This window comes from Curtobacterium sp. SP.BCp (assembly GCF_051903255.1).
Lineage (GTDB): Bacteria > Actinomycetota > Actinomycetes > Actinomycetales > Microbacteriaceae > Curtobacterium.
This window is the reverse complement of record NZ_CP194338.1, coordinates 1,648,473-1,672,242: the sequence shown is the minus strand read 5'-3', so window position 1 is coordinate 1,672,242 and position 23,770 is coordinate 1,648,473. Positions and strand designations below refer to the sequence as shown.

Below are 23,770 nucleotides of genomic sequence, written 5' to 3'. Positions count from 1 at the left end.
GGAGGATCAGGCGTACTCGGGCCGGCCGCCGACCCGGTAGGTGTGCGCGACGACCCCGGTGTCGAAGACCCGGTGGGACTCCAGTTCGAGGGCGTGGTCCTGCCCGGGGACCGGGAAGAACGGACGTCCCTCACCGACGAGCACCGGGAACTGCACGAGGTCGATCCGGTCCTCCAGGTCCTGCTCGAGCAGCCACCGCGCGAGGGCGACGCTGCCGACCACGAGCAGCTCGCCGCCCGGTCGGGCCTTCAGCTCCCGGATCGCGGACGCGACGTCCCCGGAGAGCACCGTCGTCCCCGCCCACCGCGGCTCGGTGACGGTGTTCGACACGAGGTACTTCGGCTTGTCGCTGATGGCGTCGCCGAAGCCGCCGTCGCCGGTGCGGGAGCCCCAGTACGACGCGAAGAGGTCGTAGGTCCGCCGTCCGAGCAGGAACGCGTCCGGACGACGCCAGGCGTCGAGGATGTACGCGACGCCCTCGGCATCACCGAGCGGCAGCGCCCAGCCACCGCGGGTGAACCCCGGATCGGTGTCCTCGTCGTTCCCGCCGTTCGCCTGCGCGATGCCGTCGAGCGTGATCTGTTCGTGGATGGTGAGCTGCATCGGTCACCCCTTCCGCCTCGGAGCCCATCATGCGCGCGTCCGTCAGGCGGGGACCGCGACGTCTCCTCGTGTGTGGATCGTCCGGAGCGCCCACTCCTCGGCGAGCAGCTCGTAGGAGCGGACCCGCGCGGCGTGGTCGTGCGTGATCGTCGTGACGAGCAACTCGTCCGCTCCGGTGACCCGGCGCAGGGTGTCGAGCTGGTCGGCCACGGACGACGCGGTGCCGACGAACCGGGTCGCCACCCGGTCGGCCACCGACAGCGCGTCCGCGGGGTCGAGCGGGTGTGCGCGCGCCTCGTCCGGCGTCGGGTACGGGATCGCGCCGACGCCCGAGCGGATCGAGTGCACCCACCGGTCGTAGCCGAGCGCGAGGCCGTCCGCCTCGTCGGAGCTGCGGCCCACGACGACGTCCGCGGAGACGATCACGTGCGGCGCGGCGCGCACCCCGGGTCGGAACGCCGCCCGGTACGCGGCGACGGAGTCGAGGACCGTGCCCGGCGACGAGTGGTAGTTCGCCCCGTACGGCAGACCGAGCGATCCGGCGATCCGCGCGCTCTCACCGCCGGTCGACCCGTGGATCCACAGCTCGACCGGCGCGCCGGACGCCGGGGGCGCCTCCACGACCGCTCCGTCGACGGTGTGGTCCCCGGCGAAGAGCGCGCGGACCAGGGCGAGCTCGTCGGCGAAGCGCTCGACGTCCCCCGGGACCCGACCGAGCAGCTCCCCCTGCAACGCGAAGCGCGAGCCGGGGGCGATGCGGAAGGCGTACGGCGCCGGGACGAGCAACCCGTCGACGACCTCGTCGCCGCGGGGCGCGGGTACCGGCGGTTTCGGGGCGCCGGGCGCGGGAGCGCCGGAGCGGCCGAGCCCGAGGTCGATGCGCGGCCCGTACAGCGCCGCGAGCGTGCCGAAGGCCTCGGCGATCTGGAGCCCACGGACGTTGCCGACGAGGGTGGCCGCGCTGCCGACGCGGATCGTCGAGGTCGCGGCCGCGACGGCTCCGATCACGATGTTCGGCGCGCTGCCCGCGACCCCGGGGTTGAGGTGGTGTTCGGCCAGCCAGTACCGGGCGTACCCGGCACGTTCCGCCGCGCGGGCGAGGTCCACCGTGGCGTGCAGGGCGTCCGCGGCGGTCGAGCCGGACGGCACCGGGACGAGGTCGAGGACCGAGAGCGGGGTGGCGCTCATGCGGGCACCACCTGACGCTGGGTGATGGTGCCCGGCAGGCCGAGCGTCTGCCGGAGCGTCGCCTCGTCGCCGTACGACTCGCGGTACACCCCGCGCTCCTGCAGCAGGGGCACGACGCGGTCGACGAACTCGTCGAGGCCGTACGGGTTCGTGTGCGGCACGACGACGAACCCGTCGGATGCCCGCTCCTGCACGTACCGGTCGATCTCGGCGGCCAGGTGGTCGGGCGTGCCGACGAAGCCGCCGCGGGTCGAGACCGCGATGACGAGCTCCCGGGTGGTCAGGTGCTCCGCAGCGGCACGGTCCCGCCACTCCTGCACGGTCGCGCGGGGGTCCCGCACGTGCCGCACCCGGCCGCGGGTGATCGCGTCGGCGACGACGTCCGGCTCGACCGTCGGCAGCGGGCCGTCGACGTCGTGGTCGGACAGGTCGCGGTTCCACACCTGTTCGAGGAACGCGATCGCGGTGGCCGGACTGACCTGAGCCCGTCGGATCGCCCGGGACCGCTCCTCGGCGTCGGCCGGGGTGTCGCCGATCGTGAACGTCGCACCGGGCAGCACGAGCAGCTCGTCCTCGGTCCGGCCGACGGCCTCGAGTCGCGCGGTGACGTCCCGGCGGAAGGCCCGCGCGTCCTCGAACTCGGTGTGGAGCGAGAAGATCACCTCGGCGTGCCGGGCGGCGAGGTCGCGGCCCTCGTCGGAGTCGCCCGCCTGCACGACGACCGGGTGCCCCTGCGGGCTCCGCGGGACCGGGAAGGTCCCGACGACGTCGAACTGCGGGCCGTGGTGGTCGACGTCGCGGATGCGGGAGCGCTCGGCGTACCGTCCGGCGGTCACGTCGGCGACGACGGCGTCGGGTTCCCATGAGTCCCAGAGCTCGCGGGACAGCTCGACGAACTCGGCTGCTCGCGTGTACCGGTCGGCGTGGTCGAGGAACCCGCCACGGCGGAAGTTCGCGCCGTGGAACGCGTCGGAGCTGGTCACGACGTTCCAACCGGCCCGGCCGTCCGAGAGGTGGTCGAGCGTGGCGAGCTGCTTCGCGAGCTCGACGGGCTCGTTGAAAGTGGTCTGCAGCGTCCCGACGAGACCGATGTGCTCGGTGACGCCGGCCAGGGCGGCGAGGATCGCGAGCGTGTTCGGCCGCCCGACGACGTCGAGGTCGTGGATGCGGCCCTTCTGCTCGCGGAGCCGCAGCCCCTCGGCGAGGAACAGGAAGTCGAAGAACCCGCGCTCGGCGTTCCGGGCGAAGTGCTCGAACGACGAGAACGCGATCTGGCTCTCGGCACGCTCGTCGCTCCACACGGTGGTGTTGTTGACCCCCGGGAAGTGCGCGGCGAGGTGGACCTGACGCTTGCGGCTCATGCGGGGACCCCTTCGGTGGCGTGGCGGCTGACGGCGGGTGCGAGGCCGAGCCGCGTCCGCAGGTCGGCGGTGGGACGGGAGGCGACGTCGGCCCGGAGACCGGCCGTCACGAGTGCGGGGACCAGTCGTCGGGCGATCGCGGTGCTGTCCTCGGGGATGCGCAGCGGCCGGAGCCGGACACCGGCGTACCCGAGCGCGCGGAGCTCGGCGATGTGCTCGACCAGCGCGGGCACGGTCGTCGCGAGCACGGCCGCGTCCGAGGTCGCGGCGCACGACGCACCGGCCGCGGCGTCGAGCGCGGCGAGGTCGTCGGCGGCCTCCGCCGCCGAGGACCCGAGGAGCACCGCGACGTCCGCGAGGACCGGACGCACGCGGTCCGACCCGGCCGCCTGCTCGGCATCACGGACGAGTGTCAGGGCGGGTCGTGCCTCCAGGTCGGGTCGTCCCGTCAGACCGGACCGTGCGTCCGTGTCCAGTCGGGGCGTGACCAGCACGACGTCCGCGGCGTCGACGGCGAAGGCGGCGGCGTCGGCGCGGTGCGCGAGGGCGAACACCGGGGGCCGCCCCTGCGGCGACCGCGGCACGATCGACGCGCCGTGGACCGACACGTGCTCCCCGACGAACGCGGCGCCGTGGATGCGGTCGCGGTCGATGAAGCGACCGGTGGTGACGTCGCGGATGATCGCGTCGTCGTCCCAGCTGTCCCAGAGGCGGCTGACGACCTCGGCGACCTCGCGGGCCTCGGCGAAGAGGCGCTCGGTGGTCTCGCCGCCGGGGCGGCGGCCGAAGAGCGCGGCTTCGCGCGTCGACGGGCTGACCTGGAGACGCCAGCCGGCGCGGCCGAGCGAGACGTGGTCGAGGGTCTGGAGGCCCGTGGCGACGTGGAACGGTTCGGTGTGCGTGACCGAGACGGTCGGCACCAACCCGACGGCGCGGGTCGCCGGGGCGACCGCGCTGGCGACGAGGAGCGCGTCGAGGTGTCCGACGACCGTCGAGGTGTCGAGGTCGCCGGTCGCGTCGGCGGGGCCGGCGGTGAAGGAGTCCTCGATCGTGACGGCGTCGATGCCCGCACGGTCCTGCTCCACGACGAGGTCGCGCCAGTGCCGGAGGCTGCTCAGCCGTGTCGCGGTCGGACCGGCGACGCGCCAGGCGGCAGGGTGCCAGCCGGCGCCGTGCAGGGCGGTGACGAGGGTGGTGCGGTCAGGCACGGTGCGCCTCCGGACGGTGCTGGGCGTCGGTCATGCCGTGACGCTACGGCGGATCCGCACTGCCCACGACCGGTGTTGCCGCACGTGACCGGACGTTGCGTCGTGTGACGCGAGCGGTGGCGCGGCGATGTCGCGCACCGTCACGGGGCGGGCGGCGCGCCGGCAGCCGGCGGCGCCGGGCGGGTGCGCCGAGTCTCGGGCTGGGCGACACTGCTCGGGGCCGCGGGCGCGAGGAACGTCGCTGACGCCGAGACTCGGGCGGGCCGCCACGAGACTCGGGCACCACCGTGCGAGGCTCGGACCATGACCGTCTGGTTCGTCACGCACGCGGAGCCCGTCGTGGACCCGGCCGCACCGATCGAGACGTGGGGGCTCTCCCCCGTCGGCCGGACGCGGGCCGGGGCGTGGCGTGCGCCGGCCTCCCCGGTGGTGACGAGCACCGAGCGGAAGGCCGTCGAGACCGCGGAGCTCGTCGCCGGCGGCCGTCCGGTGGAGCAGGACCCGGCCCTCGGGGAGATCGACCGGAGTGCGACCGGGTACCTGCCGTTCGACGAGTTCGACGCCGTCGTGGACGCGTTCTTCGCCCGGCCGTCCGAGTCGGTGCGCGGGTGGGAACGGGCCGTCGACGCCCAGGAACGGATCGTCGCGGCGGTCCGCGCCCAGGCCGGGGCCGGTGACGTCGTGCTCGTGTCGCACGGTGCGGTGGGTGCGCTGCTGCTCGCCTCGCTGTCCGGCGGACCGATCTCACGAGCAGCCGAGCAGCCGGGCATGGGCAGCGTGCTGACGCTCGACCCGGTGTCGTGGCGCGCGACGAGCGACTGGCAGCGGCTGCCCCTGCCCACCTGACGCGCGCCGAGTCTCGGGCTGGGCGACACTGCTCGGGCCGATGGCCGCGAGAGAAGTCGCTCAGCGCGAAACTCGCGGGCAGCGGCGCCGCTACGCGGGCAGGCGCTCGCCGGCCTCGACGGCGACGCCGAGGCGGTTCTCGGCGGGCGGCAGGGGGCAGGTCGCGTGCGGCGTGTAGGCGCACGGCAGGTTCGTCGCACGGTTGAAGTCGATGGTCGTCCGGCCCGAGGCGTCCGGCGCCGGCACGTCGAGGCTCCGCGTCGCCGCGTACGTCGTCACGCCCGAGGTCCGGTCGGTGAACAGCACGAGCAGCCCGTCGCCGTACCCGTTGAACGCCGTGAGGGTCCGCGGCCCGTCGAGGTCGAACCGCAGCACGCCGGGCGCGGTGTACACGTGCTGGAGGCCGTCGACGACCGACCCCACGGTCACCTCGCGCGGCTCGTCGAACGGCTCGAAGCGAGCCTCGACGGCGAACGCGGGGTCCGGCGCGTACGCCGGCGTCCCCCGGTAGGACGTGCGCAGCGGGGCGGAGGGACGCCGCGGCCGGATGATGTCGCTGCCGCCGCGCCGTGCGACCTCGATGACGACGGTCTCGTCGCCGTCGTGCCACACCGCGTCGACGCCGGACCGTTCGGCGAGCGACCCGAACCGGTACGTGCCGGTCACGGCCTGGCCGTCCACCTCGATCGACTGCCCCGGGTCGAGCGCCACGACCGGCCCGTCCTCGGAGGTCGACCACGCCCCGGGTGCGTCCTCGAACCGCTCGGGCTCGGCCTGCAGCCACCGGATGCTCGTGATCGCGAGGAACCCGTGCGGCGCGGACCGTGCGGCCTCGTGTGCGTCGTGCCAGGTGGTCCAGTCGGCGGCGAAGGGGGCGGTCGTCGAGGTCGTCATGCAGCGACCGTACGACGCTCGGGCCGCGGCCGCGACGCGGCCGGTAACACAGCGCCGTCCTGGAGGCACGGCCCACCTGCCCGACGCACGTCGCTCACCAGGGGTGGCTGATGCTGCGGGCGTGCCCCGTGCCTCCCGTCCGCTGCCGCACCGCCGGGACGCGCGGCGCCGTCGCGAGGCTCCGCGCGATGGCGGAGCACGCCGCGCCGCGCGCGACGGCGACGACGCCCGCGGTCGAGAACGCGACCTCGGCGAACGGCCCGCGGGGCAGGCGATCCCGGAGGCGCGACCGGACCGCCGCGAGGAAGGGCTCGCCGCCGAGGACGGCCGCGCTGCCGCCGATCGTGACCCGCGGCACGTCGAGGAGTTCGACCACGTGCGCGAGTGCCGATCCGAGGGCTGCGCCGCCCTCGGTGACGAACTCAGCGGCCGCGGGTTCCCGGCACATCCGGGCGTAGGCGGCGCGGACGGCCGCGGCGTCATCGGAGGAGACCTCGGCGTCGAGCACCCCGGCGGAGACGGCGCGCCGGACCTGCTGGAGCGGTTGGCAGGCCTCCCAGACCGCGGTCCACCGACCGTGCGCGTAGACGGGCATGCCGCCGAACTCCCCCGCGTTGCCGGTCGCGCCCCGGACGACCTCGCCCGAGGCCACCGCTGCCGCGCTGACCCCGCTCCCGAGGTGCACCGCCACGAGGTCCTCGCGCTCCGGTGTCGTCCAGGCCTCGCCGAACGCCCCGGCGATGGCGTCCTTCTCGAGGTGCACCTCGGCGCCGGTCCGTGCGGCGAGTTCGGCGGCGAGTGGGTACGCCGACCACGGGCGCAGCTGGGCGGGGGTCCGGAGCCGCTCGGAGACGGTGTCGATCGGGCCCGGGACGGCGACGGTGATCCCGTCCACGACCTGCCCGGGTGCCTCGGCTCGGAGTCGTCCGACCGCCGCCGCCATCACGTCGAGCACCGCGCCGGGCGCCGTCCTCGCCGCGAGGTCGTGGTGCTCCGCTGCGAGGACCGTCCCGGAGAGGTCGACGAGGACGACCTCGAACGCGGCCGGGTCGAGGTGCACGCCGATCCCCGTCCGCGCCGAGGGCACCACGGCGAGCGCCCGGTCCTCGTCCTGGCGCACGAGTCCCTCGGCGACGAGTCGTGCGGAGATGTTGGAGACGGTCTGCGCGCTGAGGCCGGTGCCGCGGGCGAGTGCGACCCGCTGGACGGGCCCGGTGCGGCGGACGAGGTCGAGCACGAGGGCACGGTTCCGGCTGCCGACGTCGGCGATGTTCGTCCCGCCGTGGGACGTTCCACCGTGCAGCACGGTGCGCCGGGAGGGTTGACGGGGCTGCTCCATGCTCCCTAGCATCGCTGCTCGAGGGGTTTTGTCAATCGATTGGATTGAAGCGATCCGGTCGGGCGGACCTCGAGTTCGACCGAGGCCACGACGAGGTGGCCCGGGATCCGAGAGGACGCTCGTGACGACGATGACACGAACAGGGGCCGCAGCACCTCCGAGGCCGACGACCCGCAGCATCACCACCGCGGGCTCCGGCCGACGCCACCGCGAGAAGCACCCGTGGACCGCCGCCGAGAAGCGCCGCCTGCGGATCGGGCTCGCGTTCGTGTCCCCGTGGATCGTCGGCGTGCTCGTGTTCATCGGCTACCCGCTCGTGTACTCGTTCGCGATCAGCCTGACCCGGTACTCGGGCATGCAGGGCGCGACGTGGGTCGGGTTCGGCAACTACGTCGCGGCGTTCATCGACCCGCTGGTGCACACCGCGGTGGGCAACACGGTGTTCTACGCGGTCATCGCGGTGCCGGTCGGGATCGTGGTGGCGATCATCATCGCGATCGCCATGAACCAGGACGTCCGGGAGATCAGCTGGTACCGGACGGCGCTGTACATCCCGTCGCTCATCCCGACGTTCGCGCTCGCGTTCATCTTCGTCGTGCTGGTGAACCCGCAGACCGGACTCGTGAACCAGGCGCTCAAGCTCGTGGGCGTCCCGGCGACGAACCTCCTCGGGGACCCGACCACGGCGAAGCTCGTGATCATCGCCCTCGCGCAGATGGGTGCGGGCAACGCCGCGCTGATCTTCCTCGCGGGCATGCGGGGCATCCCGAAGACGCTGTACGAGGCAGCCCGCGTGGACGGCGCCGGACCGGTGCGGCAGTTCTTCGCGCTGACGCTGCCGCTGCTCTCCCCGGTGATCCTGTTCAACCTCATCACCGGGATCAGCAACGGGCTGCAGGTCTTCACGGAGGCGTACGTGATCTCGTCCGGGACGGGAGGCCTCGGGTCGCCGGACAACGGGACGTTGTTCTACATGCTTTACCTCTACAAGAACGCGTTCAGCTACGCGCAGCTCGGGTTCGCGAGCGCGATGGCCGTCCTGCTGTTCCTCGCCGGGATGATCCTCTCGGGGCTCGTCTACTGGCTGTCCAAGCGGTTCGTGAACTACGACGTGACCGGGGAGTGACCGACGTGACCACCGAAGTGACGAAGTCCATCACCACCGCTGCCGCGAAGGGCGATCGCGGGGCGTCCCGCAACGCCGACGGGTCCGTCCGGTCCGTCTGGTCGTCGATCACGGCGCGCATCGTGCTCATCGCCATGAGCGTGCTCTTCCTCATCCCGATCTACTGGATGGTGATCTCGGCACTCAAGGGCAACACCGAGCTCGGCACCTTCCCCGCCACCTGGTTCCCGCATTGGCTCGACTGGGGCAACTTCGCCCAGGCGGTGCAGGCGATGCCGTTCTTCACGTTCTTCCGGAACACGCTGATCATCACGGTCCTCGTGACGGTGTTCTCGGTCGTGTCGAACCTCGTCATCGCGTACGGGTTCGCGTGCATCGAGTGGCGTGGCCGCGACCGGCTGTTCTACGTCGTGCTCGCGACGCTGTTCATCCCGTTCCCCGTGACGCTCATCCCGATGTTCGACCTGTACGCGCGACTCGGGTGGATCAACACGTTCCTGCCGCTCGTGGTCCCGGCGCTGTTCGGGTCGGCGTTCTACACGTTCCTGCTCCGGCAGTTCCTGCTGCAGATCCCGAAGGACCTCCTCGACGCCGCCCGCATGGACGGGGCGTCGGAGTGGCGGATCCTCTGGACGATCGTGTTCCCGCAGGCGCGTGCCGCGCTCGTGACGGTCGGCATCTTCGCCGCGGTCGGCGCGTGGAACGACTTCCTCGGGCCGCTCATCTACCTGCAGGACCAGAGCGTGCAGACGCTGTCGATCGGTCTGCAGGTGTTCCGGCTCAACAACTCGCAGGACTTCCAGTTCAACCAGCTGATGGCGGCCTCGGTGCTCATCATCCTGCCGCTCGTGATCCTGTTCTTCGTGTTCCAGCGGACGTTCCTCAAGGGCGTCCAGATCGGGAGCTTCAAATGACCTCCGCGTTCAGCCGCCGTTCCTTCCTCCGCGGGGCGACCGCCACGGCCGGGGCCGGAGCCCTCGCGCTGCTCGCCGCGGGGTGCGCGACCGGATCACGGTCCTCGAACCCGAACCAGGTGTCGCTCTGGGGCGTCACGGGCACGTTCGTCCCCTTCCAGACGAAGGTGATCGACCAGTTCAAGCAGCTGCACCCCGAGGTCGACGTCCGCGTCGACGTCGTGCCGTCGCAGGGCACCGGCGACGCGACGAGCATCATCACCGCGGTCCGCGGCGGCACCGCTCCGGACCTGTGGCTGCTCGACCGGTTCAGCGCAGCGCAGTACGCCGCGATCGGGCTCATCGAACCCATCGACGACCTCATCGCCGAGTACGAGGACCAGTCGAAGGAGGAGTTCCTGTCGCAGTGGCTCGGGTTCGCCGTCGGCGAGGTCTCCTACGAGGGCAAGACGTACGGCCTGCCGCACGACACCGACGCCCGCGGCATGTTCGTCAACCGCACCATGCTCAAGGACGCCGGGGTGGACCTCGACGAGTTCGACTGGGAGCAGAACGGCCCGGTGACGATGGACCGGATGTGGGAGGTCAGCCAGCAGGTCACCAAGAAGTCCGCCGGCGACTACACGCACATGGGGCTCCTGCCCTGGTACGGCGAGGGCTGGCCGTTCACCTGGGGCCTCGGACTCGGGGCGTCCTACTACGACCAGCAGGACTCGCGGATGACGATGGACTCCGCGAGCGTCCGCGGCATCTACGACTTCTACGCCGAGTGGGCGAAGCGCTACGGGTACCGCGACGCCGACACCTTCATCGCGACCTACGAGCCCACCGGCCACCCGCCGGGGCAGACCGCGTTCCTCGCGAACCGCATGGCGTTCATGGTCAGCGTGCCGTCGACCATCCAGACGTTCGACAACTACGGACCGAAGGACCTCGACTGGACGACCGCGTACCTGCCCGTCCAGAAGGAGGGCGACCCGAAGTACACCTGGTCGGGCGGCTTCGCGCTCTGCCTGCCGAAGGGGTCGAAGAAGACCAAGGCGGTGTGGGAGCTCATGAAGTACTTCACGGGCAAGCGCGGCCAGGAGACCTACATGGTCCCCGCGACGAGCGTGCCGACGAACATCGCCGCGCTCGAGGACCCGAACGGCTCCGCGAAGTCGATCCGCTACTTCGTCGAGTCCATCACCGCGAGCACCTGCCGCCCACCGTTGCCCGTCGGCGGCGCGTGGTGGGACTCCCTCGCCGACGCGCGCTCGAGCGTGCTCCTCGGCACCGCGACCCCCGAGCAGGCCGTCGAGCGGGCGCAGAACCGCGTCGACCCGATGATGCAGACCTACGCGCCGTTCAAGCTGCCGAAGGACTACGACAAGGTCCGCATCTAGCGGAGCGCCACCCGCCCGTGCGGCGCGCCCCGTGCCTCCAGGCCGGAACGACGCGCCTGCCCGCCCGCGCCCGACGGGCCGGACCCACCGACAACCGTGAACCGAGAAGGACCATCCGCATGCCCACCGCCCCCCTCCGCGTCGCCGTCCTCGGCTTCTGGCACGTCCACGCCGGCGACTACGCCCAGCAGGCCGTCGACCACCCGGACACCGAACTCGTCGCCGTCTGGGACGACGACGAGGCCCGCGGCCGCGAGGGCGCCGACCGCTTCGGCGTCCCGTACACCGACGACCTCGACGCCCTCCTCGCCCGGGACGACGTCGACGCCGTGACGATCACCACCTCCACCGACGTGCACCACGACGTCATCACCCGCGCGGCGCGCGCCGGCAAGCACGTCTTCACCGAGAAGCTGCTCGCGCCGACCGTCGAGGAGTGCGAGGCGGTGGTCCGTGCCTGCGAGGAGGCCGGCGTCGCCCTCGTCGTCTCCCTGCCCCGGCTGTACCACGGGTACACGACGGCGATCCGGGACGAGATCGCGAGCGGTCGACTCGGCGAGCTCACGTACGCCCGGGTGCGGCTCTCGCACGACGGCGCGATCGCTCCGTGGCTGCCCGAGCGGTTCTTCGACCCGGCGACGGCGATCGGCGGCGCACTGACGGACCTCGGCTGCCACCCGGTCTACCTGACACAGCTGTTCCTCGGCGCCGCCCCGGACTCCGTGTCGGCCGTGTACCGCTCGGTCACCGGCCGTGCCGTCGAGGACCACGCGGTCGTGACGGTCGGCTACCCGTCGCAGGCGATCGGGGTGATCGAGGCGGGCTTCGTCGCGGGCACGCCGTTCACGATCGACCTGTTCGGCACCTCCGGCCGGGTCTCGTACACCGACGACGGGAACCGCCTCACCGCCGGCGGGCCCGGGTACGGCGGCGAGACCATCGAGCTGCCGGTGCCGGACGACGCCCCGGACGCCTTCGCGCAGTGGGTGACGCACGTCCACGACGGCACCCGGGCGGAGGACAACGTCGCGCGGGCGATCGAGCTCACACGACTCGTCGTCGCGGCGAACGCGGCCGCAGCCGGCGGCGCCGCGACGCCCGCCGCCGCGCCCGCCGCATCCGTCCACGCCTGATCCTGCCTCTCCCCCGCACCTGCACCCGACCGACGACCACCAACCACCGGAGCACACGCATGACCACCTCCCTCCCCACCCCGATCCGCGTCGGCCTCATCGGCGGCGGCGGCATCGCCACCTTCCACATCAACGGGTACCGCGAGCACGCCGACACCATCACGATCGGCGCCGTCGCCGACGCGGTCCCCGCGACCGCCGAGGCCCGCGGCACCGAGCTCGGCGTGCCCTCGTTCACCGACTACCGCGAGATGCTCGAGCGGGCGGACATCGACGCCGTCGACATCTGCCTGCCGCACCACCTCCACCGCGACGCGATCGTCGCCGCTGCCAGAGCCGGCAAGCACGTCCTCTGCGAGAAGCCCCTCTGCCTCACGCCCGAGGAGGCCGCGGACGTCGAGTCCGCCGTCCGCGAGGCCGGCGTCACCCTCATGTGCGCCCACAACCAGCTGTTCATGCCCGCGGTCGCGAAGGCCAAGGAGCTCATCGACGGCGGCGCACTCGGCACCGTGTACGAGGTCCGCACCACCGACTCGTTCCGGAACGAGTTCGACCCGTCGAACATGGGCTGGCGCGCTCACGCGTCGACGAGCGGCGGCGGCGAGCTCATCGACACGGGCTACCACCCGAGCTACCTGCTCATGCACCTCGCCGGCGGTGTCCCGGTGTCGGCGACCGCGATGCTCTCCACCCACCGCCTCACGTTCATGGAGGGCGAGGACTCGGCACAGTGTCTGTTCCGCTTCGACAACGGCGCGGTCGGGCAGCTCGTCACGAGCTGGGCGTACGAGCCTGCCGCCGGGACCGAGCGGTTCAGCGTCGTGGGCGAACTCGGGTCGCTGACGAGTGACGGCACGACCCTCCGCTGGGACCTGCGCGACGCGGGCGGTCGACCGACGACCAGCGAGACCGTGACCTTCGACGAGGTCGACACGTTCTCGGCCGAGATCGCCGCGTTCGGCGCCTGCCTGCGCGACGGCACCCGGCCGATCCACACCGAGCGCGAGGGACTCGCCGTCCTCGGCATGATCCTCGCTGCCTACGAGGGCGCCCGGACCGGCACGATCGCCCCCGTCCGCACGGCCGACCGCCCGGTGTCGGTGTGACCGCCCGCGACGGCGCCGACCGTCCGGGGTCGCCGTGATCGTCGGCGCGGGCGTCGCCGCGCTGCTCAGGACCGCGGCCGACGCCGTCCGGACGAGCGTCGGCGAGCGCGCGGGCGACCTGGTCGAGGACGCCCTCCGCCGGACCCTCGAGGACACCATCACGATCGACGACGACGGCACGGCGTTCGTCATCACCGGCGACATCCCGGCGATGTGGATGCGGGACTCGACGACGCAGATGCTCCCGTACCTGCGGCTCGTGGCCGCGGCGACCCCGGGAGACCCCGCCGCCCGGGAGCTCGCCGACGTCCTCGTAGCCGTCGTCCGGCGGCAGTTCGCCAGCATCGCGCACGACCCGTACGCCAACGCGTTCAACCGCGGCCCGACCGGCGCGCACTACGACGACCGCGACCTGTGCGACGACCCGACGGTGTGGGAGCAGAAGTACGAGGTCGACAGCCTCGCCTACCCGGTGCAGTTCGCCGCGGCGCTCCACCGCGCGACCGGCCGGACCGAGCACCTCGGCCCGGAGGCACACGCGGTCGCCTTGACGATCGTCGACCAGCTCCGCCTCGAGACGGACCACGACCGGTCGCCGTACCGGTTCGTCCGGGCCGCGCCCGAGCCGACCGAGACCCTCGTCCGCGAGGGCCGCGGCACCCCGGTCGCCGTCACCGGCATGACGTGGTGCGGCTTCCGCCCCTCGGACGACGCCTGCACGTACGGCTACAACGTGCCGGAGAACCTGCACGCCGCGTCGGCGCTCGGCGACCTGGCGGCGCTCGCGACGGACGTCTGGTCGGACCCGGCGCTGGCCGCCGACGCGGTCGCGCTCCGCGACGGCATCCTGCGCGGCGTGGCGGAGCACGGCGTCGTCCCGCACCCGCGTGACCCGGGCACGCAGGTCTACGCCTACGAGGTCGACGGTCTCGGCGGCGTGGTGCTCATGGACGACGCGAACACCCCGTCGCTGCTGTCCCTGCCGCTCGACGCGCCGGACGTCCTCGACCCGGTGGTCGCCGACGCCACCCGGACGTTCGTCCTCGGGCCGGACAACCCGTACTGGTTCAGTGGCTCGGCCGCCGCGGGCATAGGGAGCCCGCACACCGAGCCCGGCCGGGTGTGGCCGATCGCCCTCGCGGTCGAGGGGCTCACCGGCACGCCGTCGCGCCGTCGGGAGCTCGTCGAGGTGCTCCTCGCGACGGACGCCGGCACGGGGCGCATGCACGAGTCCTTCGACGTGGACGACCCGTCGGCGTTCTCGCGGCCGTGGTTCTCGTGGGCGGACGCGATGTTCTGCGAACTCGCGTTCGCGGTGGCCGAGGACGCGGGCGCGTCGATCGCGCGGCTCTCGTCCGCCACCAGGGCGACCACCTGACGGCCGGGAGGCGCGGGTCGACCCCGCCCCGTGCCTCCCGTTCGTCCCCCGCTCGCGAGAGTCGGTGCCGGTCGACGAAACGCGCGCGTTTCGACGAACCACGCGTCGATCCCGCCGCGCATCGTTGCACCATGCACCCGCATCGACGTTCGCGTGCCGATCGCGACGAACCACGCGTCGATCACGACGTGCTTCGTCGCACGCCCGCCGCGACGGGCGCCCGCGGTGTACTGCGCGCCGGCCTCACCCGCGCCGACGCAGGACCAGCGCCGCGGCGGCGGCGAGCGCCCCGCCCCACACGAGCGGCCGGGTGACCCGCCGCCGCTTCGCGACCCAGCCGCCGTTCGTCGCGTTCCCGGCGTCGGCGGGGACGTGCAGGTTCCCGTCGGTGGGTTCCTGCCGCCCGCGGAGCGCGAACGTCTCCACCATCGGCTTCGTGATCAGGTGGAACAGCCCCGGGAACACGTACTGCAGCGGCACGAGGGACGCCTGCACCCGCCCGACGAAGCGGTAGCGCTTCGGGTGGAGTGCCGCACGCACGACCGCACGTCCGGCCCGCTCGACCGAGACCGTCGGAGGCAGCGGGTGCGAGGCCTTGCCGGTGTAGTTCGCGCCGTTCTGGTAGATCGGCGTGTCGATCGTCGACGGCAGCAGTGAGGTGAAGCGGATCCCGGTGCCCGCGTACTCGTCCCCGAGGACGTCGACCAGACCGAGGGCGGCGTGCTTGCTCGTCACGTACGCCGATTGGTACGGGGCGCTGAGGAGCGACTGGATCGATCCGACCAGCACGTACGTGCCCTTCCCGCGCTGCTTCCAGTGCGGCAGCAGGTGGGTGATCGCGTTGAGGTGGCCGTAGAGGTTCGTGTCGACCACACACTTGAACGAGTCCGTCGGGGTCTGCTCGAAGAGGCCGTAGACGAACAGGGCCGCGTTGCCGACGAACACGTCGATCCGTCCGAAACGGGTCGTCGTCGTCCCGATGAGGTCCGCGACCGCGTGCTCGTCGGCGACGTCGGTCGGGATCGCGATCGCCTCGGGGGCCCCGAGTCGTCGACACTCCGCAGCGGCGGCCTCGAGGCTCTGGAGCGAGCGCGCGGCGAGCACGAGCGTGGCACCCTGCCGCGCGAACTCGTGTGCCGCGGCCCTCCCGATGCCGCTCGATGCTCCCGTGACGACGACGACCTGACCGCGGAACCGATGTGCCATGCACTCCGTGGTACCCGGTCACGCGTCCGCCACAGCACAGGAAGGACAGGCGACGACGCCGGCTGGCGCGCCGGCGTGCAGCGTCGGTGCCGCCCGCTAGCGTGGGGGCGTGCACGACGACGCGGTGGACACCCTGGGCCACGACGGAGTGTGGTTCGACCCGCTCTGGCGCGTCGAGGTCGCGCTCACCCCGACGGAGCGTGCCCTGCTCACCGCGTGGCCGGTTCGGCGCCTCGCGTTCGTCGCCCACGCCGGCGCCGCGTCGATCACGACGACCCAGGCGTACTCGCGGCTCGAGCACTCCCTCGGCGTCCTCGCGTTGGTCGCACACTTCGCCCCGGACGACCACGACGCCCGCGTCACGGCGCTGCTCCACGACGTCGGGCACCTGCCGTTCAGCCACACCCTCGAGGGGATCGCGGGTCTCGAGCACCACACCCTCGGGCGCGCCGCGGTCCGGGCCCTCGCCGAGGACCACCCGATCGACGCCGAGCGGCTCATCGCCACCGACGACGGTCGGGTCCCCTCGGTGCTGACCCCGGCGCACGGCGGCCTCAAGCTCGACCACCTCGACTCGTTCCTCCGGAGCGGGCAGGTGCACGGCCGCACGACGACGCCGCCGCACGAACTGCTCCGGCGGCTCCGACTGGTCGACGGCGCGGTCGATGCCGACCCGGACGACGCCGCGGAACTCGTCGACCTCGCCGTCCGGGAGGCCCGCGCGCAGCGCTCGACCGCCAACCTCGTGCCGGTCACGGTGCTGCGAGCGCTCGTGTCGCGCGCGGTCGCCGGCGGTCTGCTCGACGACGGGCAGCTCGCTGCCGCCACCGATGACGAGCTCTGGGCGCTCCTCGCGACGGATCCGTCGACCGCGGACGAGGCCCGTACGCTCCGGCGGCACCCCGAGCGGTGGCGGCTGCGGGTCGGTCGCACCTCCGGTGTCGGCGTGTACCGCCACGTCGTGCGCCGGAGCTACCTCGACCTGCCGACCGCCGACGGGCGACGACTGCACGACCCGCGTGTCGACGAGCTCCAGGGCTCGCTGCCGTACGAGGTCGCGGTCCGCTACGCGCCGACAGCGACGAGCTCGGACGCCGAAGCACCCGCGAATGCGACGAGCTCGGACGCCGAAGCACCCGCGAATGCGACGAGCGCGGGCGCCGAGGCCTCCGCGGATGCGACGATGGGACCATGCGCAAGGACGAGCTGACCGTCGAAGAGGCGACCGCCATCGCCGAGCACGCCCGGTCCGGCACCCTCCCGCTCGACGACCCCGAGGTGCAGAAGGTCGTCGACCAGGCGAACCGGGTCCTCGTCCGCGCGCAGATGTGGGGAGAGGACCGCAGCCCGAAGCTCCGCCGCCGACGCCGGTGGATCGCCGTGTGCGGTCTCGTCGTCGTCGCCGCCTGGGTCGCGGGGCTGATCCTCCCCCTCATCTGGCACCTCACCCGCTGACACGCGCTCCGAGCCCCGCGGCCGCTCCGAGCCCCGCGGACCGCTCCGGGCCACGCGGACCTGCGGGTTCCGGCGAATCACTGGACCCCGTCGACGTTGCATCGGACAATTCCGCTCATGGATCAGGGACCAGCCATCGACCGACGCCGCTTCGTGGCGCTCGGCCTCACCGGCGCCGCTGCCACCGCAGCCGCCACGACCGCTGCACTCGTGCGCGGCTCCGACAGCGCCCGCGCAGCGACCACGGGCACCACGACGCTCCTCGCCGCCGACGAGTTCGACGGAGCAGCCGGGAGCGCCCCGAACCCGTCGATCTGGCGGTACGACCTCGGCGCCGGCGGGTGGGGCAACGGTGAGCTCGAGACGTACACGGACTCGCGGCGGAACTCGCAGCTGGACGGCAAGGGCAACCTCGTCATCACCGCCCGCCGCGAGCCCGACGGCACCTACACCTCCGCGCGGCTCAAGTCCGAGGGCACCTACACCGCCCAGTACGGCCGGGTCGAGGCCCGCATCAAGATCCCCCGCGGTCAGGGCATCTGGCCGGCGTTCTGGATGCTCGGCGCCGACATCGGGCAGGTCGGCTGGCCCGCGTGCGGCGAGATCGACGTCATGGAGAACGTCGGCTACGAACCCACGCTCGTCCACGGCACGGTGCACGGCCCCGGGTACTCCGGCGCGAACGGCATCTCGTCGACCTACCGCAACCCGTCCGGCGCAGCGTTCGCCGACGACTTCCACGTCTTCGGCGTCGACTGGCGTCCGGACTCGATCACGTGGACCGTGGACGGCGTGGCGTACCGCACGGTCACCCGCGCGGACGTCGGCTCGAACCCGTGGGTGTTCGACGGGCCGTTCTTCGTGATCCTCAACGTCGCGGTCGGCGGCGGTTGGCCGGGGTCGCCGGACGCGACCACGCGCTTCCCGCAGCAGATGCTCGTCGACTGGGTGCGCGTCTCCCAGCTCGCCTGACGTCGGCGTGGCGCGCCCCGCTCAGCGGTGACGCGCCAGCGCCACGCGGGGCGCGCTGCCCGAGCCTGCAAGGGCAGACGTGGCGGGCCCACCCCGCGCCTCCAGTCCGCCCCTCGGTCACGAAAGCGACAGATCCCACCTCGCCGCGCCGGTGCCCGTCGCGAAAGCGACAGATCGCCGCCGTCTCCGCCCGGCGATCTGTCGCTTTCGCGAAAGCGACAGAACACGCCGCGCCACGACACGCCGCGCCACGACTCGCCGCACCGCGCCGCCCGCGCGCCGTCAGCGGCCGCTGCGCGCCGCCCGCGCGGTCAGCCAGAGGTACGTCGCGTGCCCGGCGAGCGCCAGGCCGAAGAAGATCGCCGCGACGGCGTAGACCCGGTCGAGCTTGCCCTGCCCGATGACCAGCATCACGATGCAGAACACCACGGCCGCGGACAGCACGGCGACCTGCACGGTCGACCAGAACTTGCGGAAGCGGGGCATGCCGGTGAAGCTCACCCGGCCATTGTCGCGTACCGTGGCCGACACCGCGACCGTCCGAGACCCCGGCCGTACACAGACCGGTTCGGCTGATTGTCCCCCGGATGAACAGCAGATGTCGCCAAGCTGGCAATCGCCTGGCATCGGGCAATCCCGACCAAACCGGTCCGCGAAGCCCCCCGAATCGGGGGCATGACCTCGACCGATACCCCCGTTCTGGTGTCACCCGAGACCGAGGCCCCATCTCCGGTCCGCGCTGCCCGTGCCGCGCGCCTGCTCACCCTGGGACGCCAGATCGCGTCCTTCGGCACCATCGGCGCCGTCTGCTTCGTGATCGACCTCGCCGTGTACAACCTGCTCCGCGCCACCGTCCTGCCCGACGGCCCGATCTGGGCGAAGGTCGTGTCGGCCGTGGTGTCGACCGCCGTCGCCTGGATCGCGAACCGGTCCATCACCTTCCGCTCCGAGCGCGGCGTCGACCGTCGCGCCACCGTCCGCGAGGGGCTCCTCTTCGCCCTCGCGAACCTCGTCGGCCTCGGCATCGCGGCCGCCTGCCTGTTCGTCTCGCACTACGTCCTCGGTCTCCGATCCACCCTCGCCGACAACGTCGCCGGCAACGGGGTCGGCCTGGTCCTCGGCACAGCGTTCCGCTTCGCCGCGTACAAGGCCCTCGTCTTCCGTTCCACCGACGCTCGTCCCACGAAGGAGGCTCCGGCCTGATGACGACCACCCTCTCCGCCGCGCTGGTCACCGCGGCCGCTCCCCTGCTGCAGCCCGGCTCCCCCGCCACGTCCGGCACCGTGCCGAACCGCGGCACCACGAACGCCCCGACGGGAGGCTCGGGGCAGCTCCCGCACGCCGCCTGGACGCTGGGCGAGTGGATCGGCTACTCCGCGCTGGTCGCGGTCTCCGTCCTGCTCACGCTGGTCGCGCTGTCGACCCTCTGGTGGATGCTGCACGCGTGGCGATCGCGCGACGCACTCAAGGCGACCCGCTTCAGCGAGACGCCGCGTCCGGCCGCGCACCGCTTCACGCTGCTCGTGCCCGGTCGGCACGAGCAGGACGTGATGGGCCAGACCCTCGACATGCTCGCCACGCAGGACCACCCGGACTTCGAGATCATCGCGATCGTCGGTGAGGACGACCCGGAGACCGACGCGGTCGTCCGTGCCGCCGCCGCACGGCACCCGGAACTCATCCGGGTGGTCGTCGACGACACGGCGCCGAAGAACAAGCCGAAGGCGATGAACCTCGCCCTCCAGTACGCGACGGGCGACATCGTCGGCGTGTTCGACGCCGAGGACGAGGTCTACCCGCACCTGCTCACGCTCGTCGACTCCCGGTTCCAGGAGACCGGCGCCGATGTCGTGCAGGGCGGCGTGCAGCTCATGAACTTCAAGTCGAGCTGGTGGTCGCTCCGCAACGTGCTCGAGTACTACTTCTGGTTCCGCTCGCGCCTGCACTTCCACGCCGAGTCGAAGTTCATCCCGCTCGGCGGCAACACCGTGTTCGTGACCCGCGAGCGACTCGAGTGGTCGAACGGCTGGGACGCCCACTGCCTCGCCGAGGACTGCGAGCTCGGCGTGCGGCTGAGCGCGGACAACGCCAAGGTCGTCGTCGCGTACTCCCCGGAGGCGGTCACCCGCGAGGAGACCCCGCCGACGTTCGCGTCCCTGCTCAAGCAGCGCACGCGCTGGAACCAGGGCTTCCTCCAGGTGCTCGGCAAGGGCGAGTGGAAGAAGCTCCCGACCCGCAAGCAGCGCTTCTTCGCGCGGTACCTCCTGACGATGCCGTTCATCCAGGCCGCGACCGGGCTCCTCATCCCGCTCAGCGTCCTCATGATCGCGTTCGTGAAGGTCCCGACCTCGATCGCGCTCATCTCGTTCATCCCGCTCGCCCCGACCCTCATGCTGCTGGCCGTCGAGATCGTCGGCCTCGGCGAGTTCGGGCGGCTCTACAAGGAGAAGGTCCGGATCCGCGACTACGTGAAGCTCGTCCTCGGCCTGATCCCGTACCAGGTGTTCCTCGCCGCGGCGGCCGTCCGCGCCGTCGTGCGACACGTCCAGGGCCAGAACGGCTGGGAGAAGACGGAGCACACCGGGCAGCACCGCACGCCCGCGCCCGAGGTCGTCGGCTTCCCCGACGCCGTGTCCGAGGACGACCCCCAGGCCGTCGACGCCCGTGAGCTGCAGACCACCGGAGGCACCCGATGACCGCCAGCACGACGCACACGACCGGCATCCCGATCCGGGGTGCGATCGCCCACACCGGCGCGGCCGGCTGGGTCCGCCGCCACGCCGTCAGCCTCGCCTGGCTGCTCCCCGTCCTCGCGATCGCCGCCGCCGTGCAGCTGTGGAACATGACCGGCACGCCGCAGCGCATCGACGACGAGGGCACCTACACCGCGCAGGCGTGGGCGATCACCAACCTCGGCGAGCTCACGCACTACACGTACTGGTACGACCACCCGCCGCTCGGCTGGATCCAGATCGCGGCGTACACGTCCGTGACCGGTGCGTTCGCCCGCTACCCCTTCGCCGTCGAGGCAGCGCGTGAATCGATGGTGTTCTTCACCGCGGTGTCGAGCGTGCTGCTGTTCGTGCTCGCCCGTCGCATCGGTGCGGCACGTCCCACGGCAGCGGTCGCCGTGCTCGTCTTCGCGCTGTCGCCGCTCGCGCTCCAGTACCACCGCACCGTCTACATCGACAACGTCGCGACCCCGTGGCTGCTCGCCGCGTTCGTGCTGGTGCTGAGCCGCCGCAAGCAGCTCGCCGGGTTCGCCGGCGCGGCCGCCTGCCTCGGCATCGCCGTGCTCTCGAAGGAGACCTACCTGCTCGCGCTGCCGTTCCTCATCTGGATGGCGGTGCGCGGGGCCGACAGGAGCACCCGCCGGTACACGCTCAGCGTCGCCGGTGCCGTGCTCACGGTGATCGGCGGCGGCTACCTCCTGCTCGCCGCGGTGAAGGGTGAGCTCCTCCCCGGACCCGGTCGCGTCAGCCTCCTCGAGGGCATCACCTACCAGCTCGGCTCGCGCGCCGCGTCGGGGTCGATCTTCGCGGGGGACAGCCTCGCGCACCAGGCCGCAGCACAGTGGTGGGCGCTCGACCCGGTGTTCATCGTGCTCGGCAGCCTGGCCGCCGTCGTGGGGTTGTTCCTCCGCCGGGTCCGCCCGATCGCCGCGATGCTCGTCTTCCTGCTGGCGTTCATGTTCCGGCCGAACGGCTACCTGCCCGTGCCGTACGTGATCATGCTCATCCCGTTCGCCGCGCTCCTCGTGGCGTGGACCGCGGACCGCGCCGTCGTCGCGATCGCCGGGTGGTCTCGGAGCCGGACCCGACTCCCCGGTGGCGTCCGTCGCACCCTCGGGATCACGTGGGCAGCGGTCACCGTGGCTGCCCTCGCCGTCGCGGCACCGCTCTGGACCGCGCAGCTCCGCGGCTTCACGACGAGCAACCTCGACCAGCCGATGCAGCAGGCCGAGCGCTGGGTCGGGGACAACGTGCCGAAGTCCTCACGCCTGCTCGTCGACGACGCCATGTGGGTCGACCTGGTCAAGGCCGGTTTCGCCCGCGACAACGTCGTCTGGTACTACAAGCTCGACACCGACGCCGCCGTGGAGCGCCAGTCGCCGAACGGCTGGAAGGACTCGGACTACGTCGTCACGACCGACTCGATGCGCACCGGGGGCAACTCGTCGAAGGACGTCGCCGACGCCATCCGCAACTCGACCACGGTCGCGGTGTTCGGCACGGGTGACCAGCAGGTCGACGTCCGGCGCATCCACTCTGAGGGCGAGGCCGCAGCCGAGCGGGCCATCACGAAGGCCACCGACCAGCGGAAGACGATGGGCACCGAGCTCGCCGCCAACCCCGCGCTCGAGGCGAACGCCGGCACGAAGTCCCAGTTCCGCGCGGGCCAGGTCGACAGCCGGGCGATGATCGCCCTCGGCCAGGTGCTCGCCGACCAGCCGGTGAGCGTGGACCGCTTCACCCCGCTCGCCGGGGAGACCGGCCAGGCATTCCGCCGCGTGGTCCTGCACGCCGACGGAGCGGCCGCGGCGACCCGGATCGAGCGCACCCTCGACGCGATGTCGGACTCGTACCGCCCCGAGTCGGTCGAACGGCACGGTGACGAGCTCGCCGTGACCTACGCGCCGATCGACCCGACCACCGCCCCCACCGCCGCGTGACGCGACGCCGGCGACCCGGCAGTGCGCCGGTCCGCCGCCCCCGCACGAACCCGAACCGCACCTCCATCCGAAGGAGCACCACCATGACCGCACGCACCCGCACCGCACGCCCCGTCGTGATCGGCACCCTCGCCGCGGCCCTCGTCGCCGCGACCGTCGGCCTCGCGCCCCAGACCGCATCGGCCGCGACTCCCGAGGACGGCTGGCTCCGCGTCGGGCACCTCTCCCCCGACACCAAGGGCGTCGACGTCGAGCTGTCGAGCCTGTCCGGCGGCAAGAAGGTCTTCGAACTCGACGACGTCACCTACGGCCAGGTCAGCCCGTACCAGGAGCTGCCCGTCGGCACGTACGTCCTGTCGATGCGCGCCGCCGACGCCCCGGACTCCACCCCGGTGATCTCGACCGACGTCACGGTCAGCGCGGGTGACGCGAACACCGTCGTCGCCTACGGCAAGAACTCGGACCTCAAGACCACCGCGTTCACCGACGACCTGGAGCAGCCCGGCGACGGCAAGGCGAAGCTCCGGCTCGTGCAGGCCGCGACCACCGCGAAGCGCGTCGACGTGTCGACCTCGACCGGCACCACCGTGGCCGAGGACGCCGCGTTCGGCACCGCGACCGGCTACGCCACCGTGAAGAGCGGCAAGTGGACGCTCGACGTGAGCGGCAGCGGCCAGCGCGGCACGGCGAAGGTCGACCTCGCCGGCAACACCGTCTCGACGCTGTTCGTGCTCGACGACAGCAAGGGCGACCTCACGGTAGTGCCCGTGACCGACGCGGCGGCGACCGCCGCCACCCCGAAGGGCGGTGTCCAGACGGGCGGCGGCGGCACCGCCGCGGACCGTCCGGCCACCGACGCGTTCCACGCGCTCGTCGCCGCGTTCCGCAGCATCTTCGGGTGACGGCCTGGAGGCGCGGTGCCGGTGCGTCGACCGGCTCACCCGCACCGTGCCTCCCGTCCGCACCCCCACCCGACACCCAACG

The 23,770-nt window shown here is 72.5% G+C and carries 22 protein-coding genes; 14 read left to right on the top strand and 8 right to left on the bottom strand.

All coding sequences use genetic code 11. The features are described 5' to 3' along the window. Positions 1–6 precede the first annotated feature (6 nt). From ACRQ4C_RS08100 to ACRQ4C_RS08085, 4 genes are read right to left on the bottom strand one after another with little or no spacing between them, the layout of a single operon-like run. A complete protein-coding gene (locus tag ACRQ4C_RS08100; RefSeq protein ID WP_439690775.1) occupies positions 7–603 on the bottom strand; it encodes a dihydrofolate reductase family protein in 597 nt (198 codons plus the stop codon). A gap of 42 nt (positions 604–645) precedes the next feature. Next, the gene (locus tag ACRQ4C_RS08095) at positions 646–1,791 is read right to left on the bottom strand and encodes an LLM class flavin-dependent oxidoreductase (protein WP_439690774.1); all 1,146 of its coding nucleotides are present in this window, start codon (positions 1,789–1,791) and stop codon (positions 646–648) included. Then, positions 1,788–3,152: an NtaA/DmoA family FMN-dependent monooxygenase gene (locus tag ACRQ4C_RS08090; RefSeq protein WP_439690773.1), complete on the bottom strand. Its 1,365-nt coding sequence runs from the start codon at positions 3,150–3,152 to the stop codon at positions 1,788–1,790. Before ACRQ4C_RS08090 ends, ACRQ4C_RS08095 begins: the two co-directional genes overlap by 4 nt. Next, on the bottom strand, positions 3,149–4,360 hold the full coding sequence (locus ACRQ4C_RS08085; RefSeq protein ID WP_439690772.1) for an LLM class flavin-dependent oxidoreductase: 1,212 nt from the start codon (positions 4,358–4,360) through the stop codon (positions 3,149–3,151). Before ACRQ4C_RS08085 ends, ACRQ4C_RS08090 begins: the two co-directional genes overlap by 4 nt. Positions 4,361–4,663: 303 nt before the next feature. Between ACRQ4C_RS08085 and ACRQ4C_RS08080 the strand changes: the two genes are divergently transcribed. Then, complete coding sequence (locus tag ACRQ4C_RS08080; protein ID WP_439690771.1) at positions 4,664–5,206, top strand: histidine phosphatase family protein; 543 nt, start codon at positions 4,664–4,666, stop codon at positions 5,204–5,206. 90 nt (positions 5,207–5,296) lie between these two features. Here the strand turns inward: ACRQ4C_RS08080 and ACRQ4C_RS08075 are convergent, their stop codons facing one another. Both ACRQ4C_RS08075 and ACRQ4C_RS08070 read right to left on the bottom strand, forming a co-directional pair. After that, the gene (locus ACRQ4C_RS08075; protein WP_439690769.1) at positions 5,297–6,100 is read right to left on the bottom strand and encodes a DUF1684 domain-containing protein; all 804 of its coding nucleotides are present in this window, start codon (positions 6,098–6,100) and stop codon (positions 5,297–5,299) included. A gap of 94 nt (positions 6,101–6,194) precedes the next feature. Next, positions 6,195–7,439 (bottom strand): ROK family transcriptional regulator, encoded by a 1,245-nt coding sequence (locus tag ACRQ4C_RS08070; RefSeq protein ID WP_439690768.1) that lies wholly within the window; start codon positions 7,437–7,439, stop codon positions 6,195–6,197. A 130-nt stretch (positions 7,440–7,569) separates the two neighbouring features. Here ACRQ4C_RS08070 and ACRQ4C_RS08065 point away from each other — a divergent pair, with 130 nt between their 5' ends. The 6 genes from ACRQ4C_RS08065 to ACRQ4C_RS08040 all read left to right on the top strand — a co-directional run bounded on the left by ACRQ4C_RS08065 (position 7,570) and on the right by ACRQ4C_RS08040 (position 14,481). After that, a complete protein-coding gene (locus tag ACRQ4C_RS08065; protein ID WP_439690766.1) occupies positions 7,570–8,565 on the top strand; it encodes a carbohydrate ABC transporter permease in 996 nt (331 codons plus the stop codon). Positions 8,566–8,570: 5 nt separating this feature from the next. Continuing rightward, positions 8,571–9,479 carry a carbohydrate ABC transporter permease gene (locus ACRQ4C_RS08060; protein ID WP_400413686.1) on the top strand — a complete coding sequence of 303 codons (909 nt, stop codon included), beginning with the start codon at positions 8,571–8,573 and terminating at the stop codon, positions 9,477–9,479. After that, positions 9,476–10,864, top strand: a complete 1,389-nt coding sequence (locus tag ACRQ4C_RS08055; protein ID WP_439690765.1) for an ABC transporter substrate-binding protein — start codon at positions 9,476–9,478, stop codon at positions 10,862–10,864. Before ACRQ4C_RS08060 ends, ACRQ4C_RS08055 begins: the two co-directional genes overlap by 4 nt. A 119-nt stretch (positions 10,865–10,983) precedes the next feature. Further along, positions 10,984–11,997, top strand: coding sequence for a Gfo/Idh/MocA family protein (locus ACRQ4C_RS08050; RefSeq protein WP_290131946.1), 1,014 nt, complete (start codon positions 10,984–10,986; stop codon positions 11,995–11,997). 59 nt (positions 11,998–12,056) lie between these two features. Continuing rightward, positions 12,057–13,103 (top strand): Gfo/Idh/MocA family protein, encoded by a 1,047-nt coding sequence (locus ACRQ4C_RS08045; RefSeq protein WP_290131947.1) that lies wholly within the window; start codon positions 12,057–12,059, stop codon positions 13,101–13,103. Between the two features lie 34 nt (positions 13,104–13,137). Further along, complete coding sequence (locus ACRQ4C_RS08040) at positions 13,138–14,481, top strand: glycoside hydrolase family 125 protein (RefSeq protein WP_439690762.1); 1,344 nt, start codon at positions 13,138–13,140, stop codon at positions 14,479–14,481. A 243-nt stretch (positions 14,482–14,724) separates the two neighbouring features. Here the strand turns inward: ACRQ4C_RS08040 and ACRQ4C_RS08035 are convergent, their stop codons facing one another. Continuing rightward, positions 14,725–15,687 carry an SDR family NAD(P)-dependent oxidoreductase gene (locus ACRQ4C_RS08035; protein WP_439690761.1) on the bottom strand — a complete coding sequence of 321 codons (963 nt, stop codon included), beginning with the start codon at positions 15,685–15,687 and terminating at the stop codon, positions 14,725–14,727. 109 nt (positions 15,688–15,796) lie between these two features. On the opposite strand from ACRQ4C_RS08035, the gene ACRQ4C_RS08030 reads away from it, so the two are divergent. From ACRQ4C_RS08030 to ACRQ4C_RS08020, 3 genes are all read left to right on the top strand, one after another. Next, entirely contained in the window at positions 15,797–16,897 is a 1,101-nt protein-coding gene (locus tag ACRQ4C_RS08030) for an HD domain-containing protein (protein ID WP_439690760.1), read from the top strand. Continuing rightward, a complete protein-coding gene (locus tag ACRQ4C_RS08025) occupies positions 16,879–17,142 on the top strand; it encodes a hypothetical protein (RefSeq protein WP_290131953.1) in 264 nt (87 codons plus the stop codon). Before ACRQ4C_RS08030 ends, ACRQ4C_RS08025 begins: the two co-directional genes overlap by 19 nt. 117 nt (positions 17,143–17,259) lie before the next feature. After that, positions 17,260–18,114, top strand: coding sequence for a glycoside hydrolase family 16 protein (locus tag ACRQ4C_RS08020; protein WP_439690758.1), 855 nt, complete (start codon positions 17,260–17,262; stop codon positions 18,112–18,114). 282 nt (positions 18,115–18,396) lie between these two features. Here ACRQ4C_RS08020 and ACRQ4C_RS08015 read toward each other — a convergent pair whose 3' ends face one another. Next, the gene (locus ACRQ4C_RS08015; protein ID WP_290131955.1) at positions 18,397–18,615 is read right to left on the bottom strand and encodes a hypothetical protein; all 219 of its coding nucleotides are present in this window, start codon (positions 18,613–18,615) and stop codon (positions 18,397–18,399) included. 174 nt (positions 18,616–18,789) lie between these two features. Here ACRQ4C_RS08015 and ACRQ4C_RS08010 point away from each other — a divergent pair, with 174 nt between their 5' ends. The 4 genes from ACRQ4C_RS08010 (at position 18,790) to ACRQ4C_RS07995 (ending at position 23,688) form a co-directional block, all read left to right on the top strand. Beyond that, positions 18,790–19,317, top strand: coding sequence for a GtrA family protein (locus ACRQ4C_RS08010; RefSeq protein WP_083513673.1), 528 nt, complete (start codon positions 18,790–18,792; stop codon positions 19,315–19,317). Next, positions 19,317–20,810, top strand: coding sequence for a glycosyltransferase (locus ACRQ4C_RS08005; protein ID WP_439690756.1), 1,494 nt, complete (start codon positions 19,317–19,319; stop codon positions 20,808–20,810). Before ACRQ4C_RS08010 ends, ACRQ4C_RS08005 begins: the two co-directional genes overlap by 1 nt. Further along, positions 20,807–22,786 (top strand): ArnT family glycosyltransferase, encoded by a 1,980-nt coding sequence (locus ACRQ4C_RS08000; protein WP_439690754.1) that lies wholly within the window; start codon positions 20,807–20,809, stop codon positions 22,784–22,786. Before ACRQ4C_RS08005 ends, ACRQ4C_RS08000 begins: the two co-directional genes overlap by 4 nt. 83 nt (positions 22,787–22,869) lie before the next feature. Then, on the top strand, positions 22,870–23,688 hold the full coding sequence (locus tag ACRQ4C_RS07995; protein WP_439690753.1) for a DUF4397 domain-containing protein: 819 nt from the start codon (positions 22,870–22,872) through the stop codon (positions 23,686–23,688). The last annotated feature ends 82 nt before the right edge of the window (positions 23,689–23,770 follow it).

What these genes read in the sequence shown, in the direction of transcription:
- ACRQ4C_RS08065 (WP_439690766.1), top strand. Translation starts at nt 7,570, where the DNA reads ATGACACGAACAGGGGCCGCAGCACCTCCGAGGCCGACGACCCGCAGC.
- ACRQ4C_RS08075 (WP_439690769.1), bottom strand. Translation starts at nt 6,100, where the DNA reads ATGACGACCTCGACGACCGCCCCCTTCGCCGCCGACTGGACCACCTGG.
- ACRQ4C_RS08070 (WP_439690768.1), bottom strand. Translation starts at nt 7,439, where the DNA reads ATGGAGCAGCCCCGTCAACCCTCCCGGCGCACCGTGCTGCACGGTGGA.
- ACRQ4C_RS08100 (WP_439690775.1), bottom strand. Translation starts at nt 603, where the DNA reads ATGCAGCTCACCATCCACGAACAGATCACGCTCGACGGCATCGCGCAG.
- ACRQ4C_RS08025 (WP_290131953.1), top strand. Translation starts at nt 16,879, where the DNA reads ATGCGCAAGGACGAGCTGACCGTCGAAGAGGCGACCGCCATCGCCGAG.
- ACRQ4C_RS08080 (WP_439690771.1), top strand. Translation starts at nt 4,664, where the DNA reads ATGACCGTCTGGTTCGTCACGCACGCGGAGCCCGTCGTGGACCCGGCC.
- ACRQ4C_RS08055 (WP_439690765.1), top strand. Translation starts at nt 9,476, where the DNA reads ATGACCTCCGCGTTCAGCCGCCGTTCCTTCCTCCGCGGGGCGACCGCC.
- ACRQ4C_RS08095 (WP_439690774.1), bottom strand. Translation starts at nt 1,791, where the DNA reads ATGAGCGCCACCCCGCTCTCGGTCCTCGACCTCGTCCCGGTGCCGTCC.
- ACRQ4C_RS07995 (WP_439690753.1), top strand. Translation starts at nt 22,870, where the DNA reads ATGACCGCACGCACCCGCACCGCACGCCCCGTCGTGATCGGCACCCTC.
- ACRQ4C_RS08090 (WP_439690773.1), bottom strand. Translation starts at nt 3,152, where the DNA reads ATGAGCCGCAAGCGTCAGGTCCACCTCGCCGCGCACTTCCCGGGGGTC.
- ACRQ4C_RS08000 (WP_439690754.1), top strand. Translation starts at nt 20,807, where the DNA reads ATGACCGCCAGCACGACGCACACGACCGGCATCCCGATCCGGGGTGCG.
- ACRQ4C_RS08005 (WP_439690756.1), top strand. Translation starts at nt 19,317, where the DNA reads ATGACGACCACCCTCTCCGCCGCGCTGGTCACCGCGGCCGCTCCCCTG.
- ACRQ4C_RS08010 (WP_083513673.1), top strand. Translation starts at nt 18,790, where the DNA reads ATGACCTCGACCGATACCCCCGTTCTGGTGTCACCCGAGACCGAGGCC.
- ACRQ4C_RS08035 (WP_439690761.1), bottom strand. Translation starts at nt 15,687, where the DNA reads ATGGCACATCGGTTCCGCGGTCAGGTCGTCGTCGTCACGGGAGCATCG.
- ACRQ4C_RS08020 (WP_439690758.1), top strand. Translation starts at nt 17,260, where the DNA reads ATGGATCAGGGACCAGCCATCGACCGACGCCGCTTCGTGGCGCTCGGC.
- ACRQ4C_RS08050 (WP_290131946.1), top strand. Translation starts at nt 10,984, where the DNA reads ATGCCCACCGCCCCCCTCCGCGTCGCCGTCCTCGGCTTCTGGCACGTC.
- ACRQ4C_RS08045 (WP_290131947.1), top strand. Translation starts at nt 12,057, where the DNA reads ATGACCACCTCCCTCCCCACCCCGATCCGCGTCGGCCTCATCGGCGGC.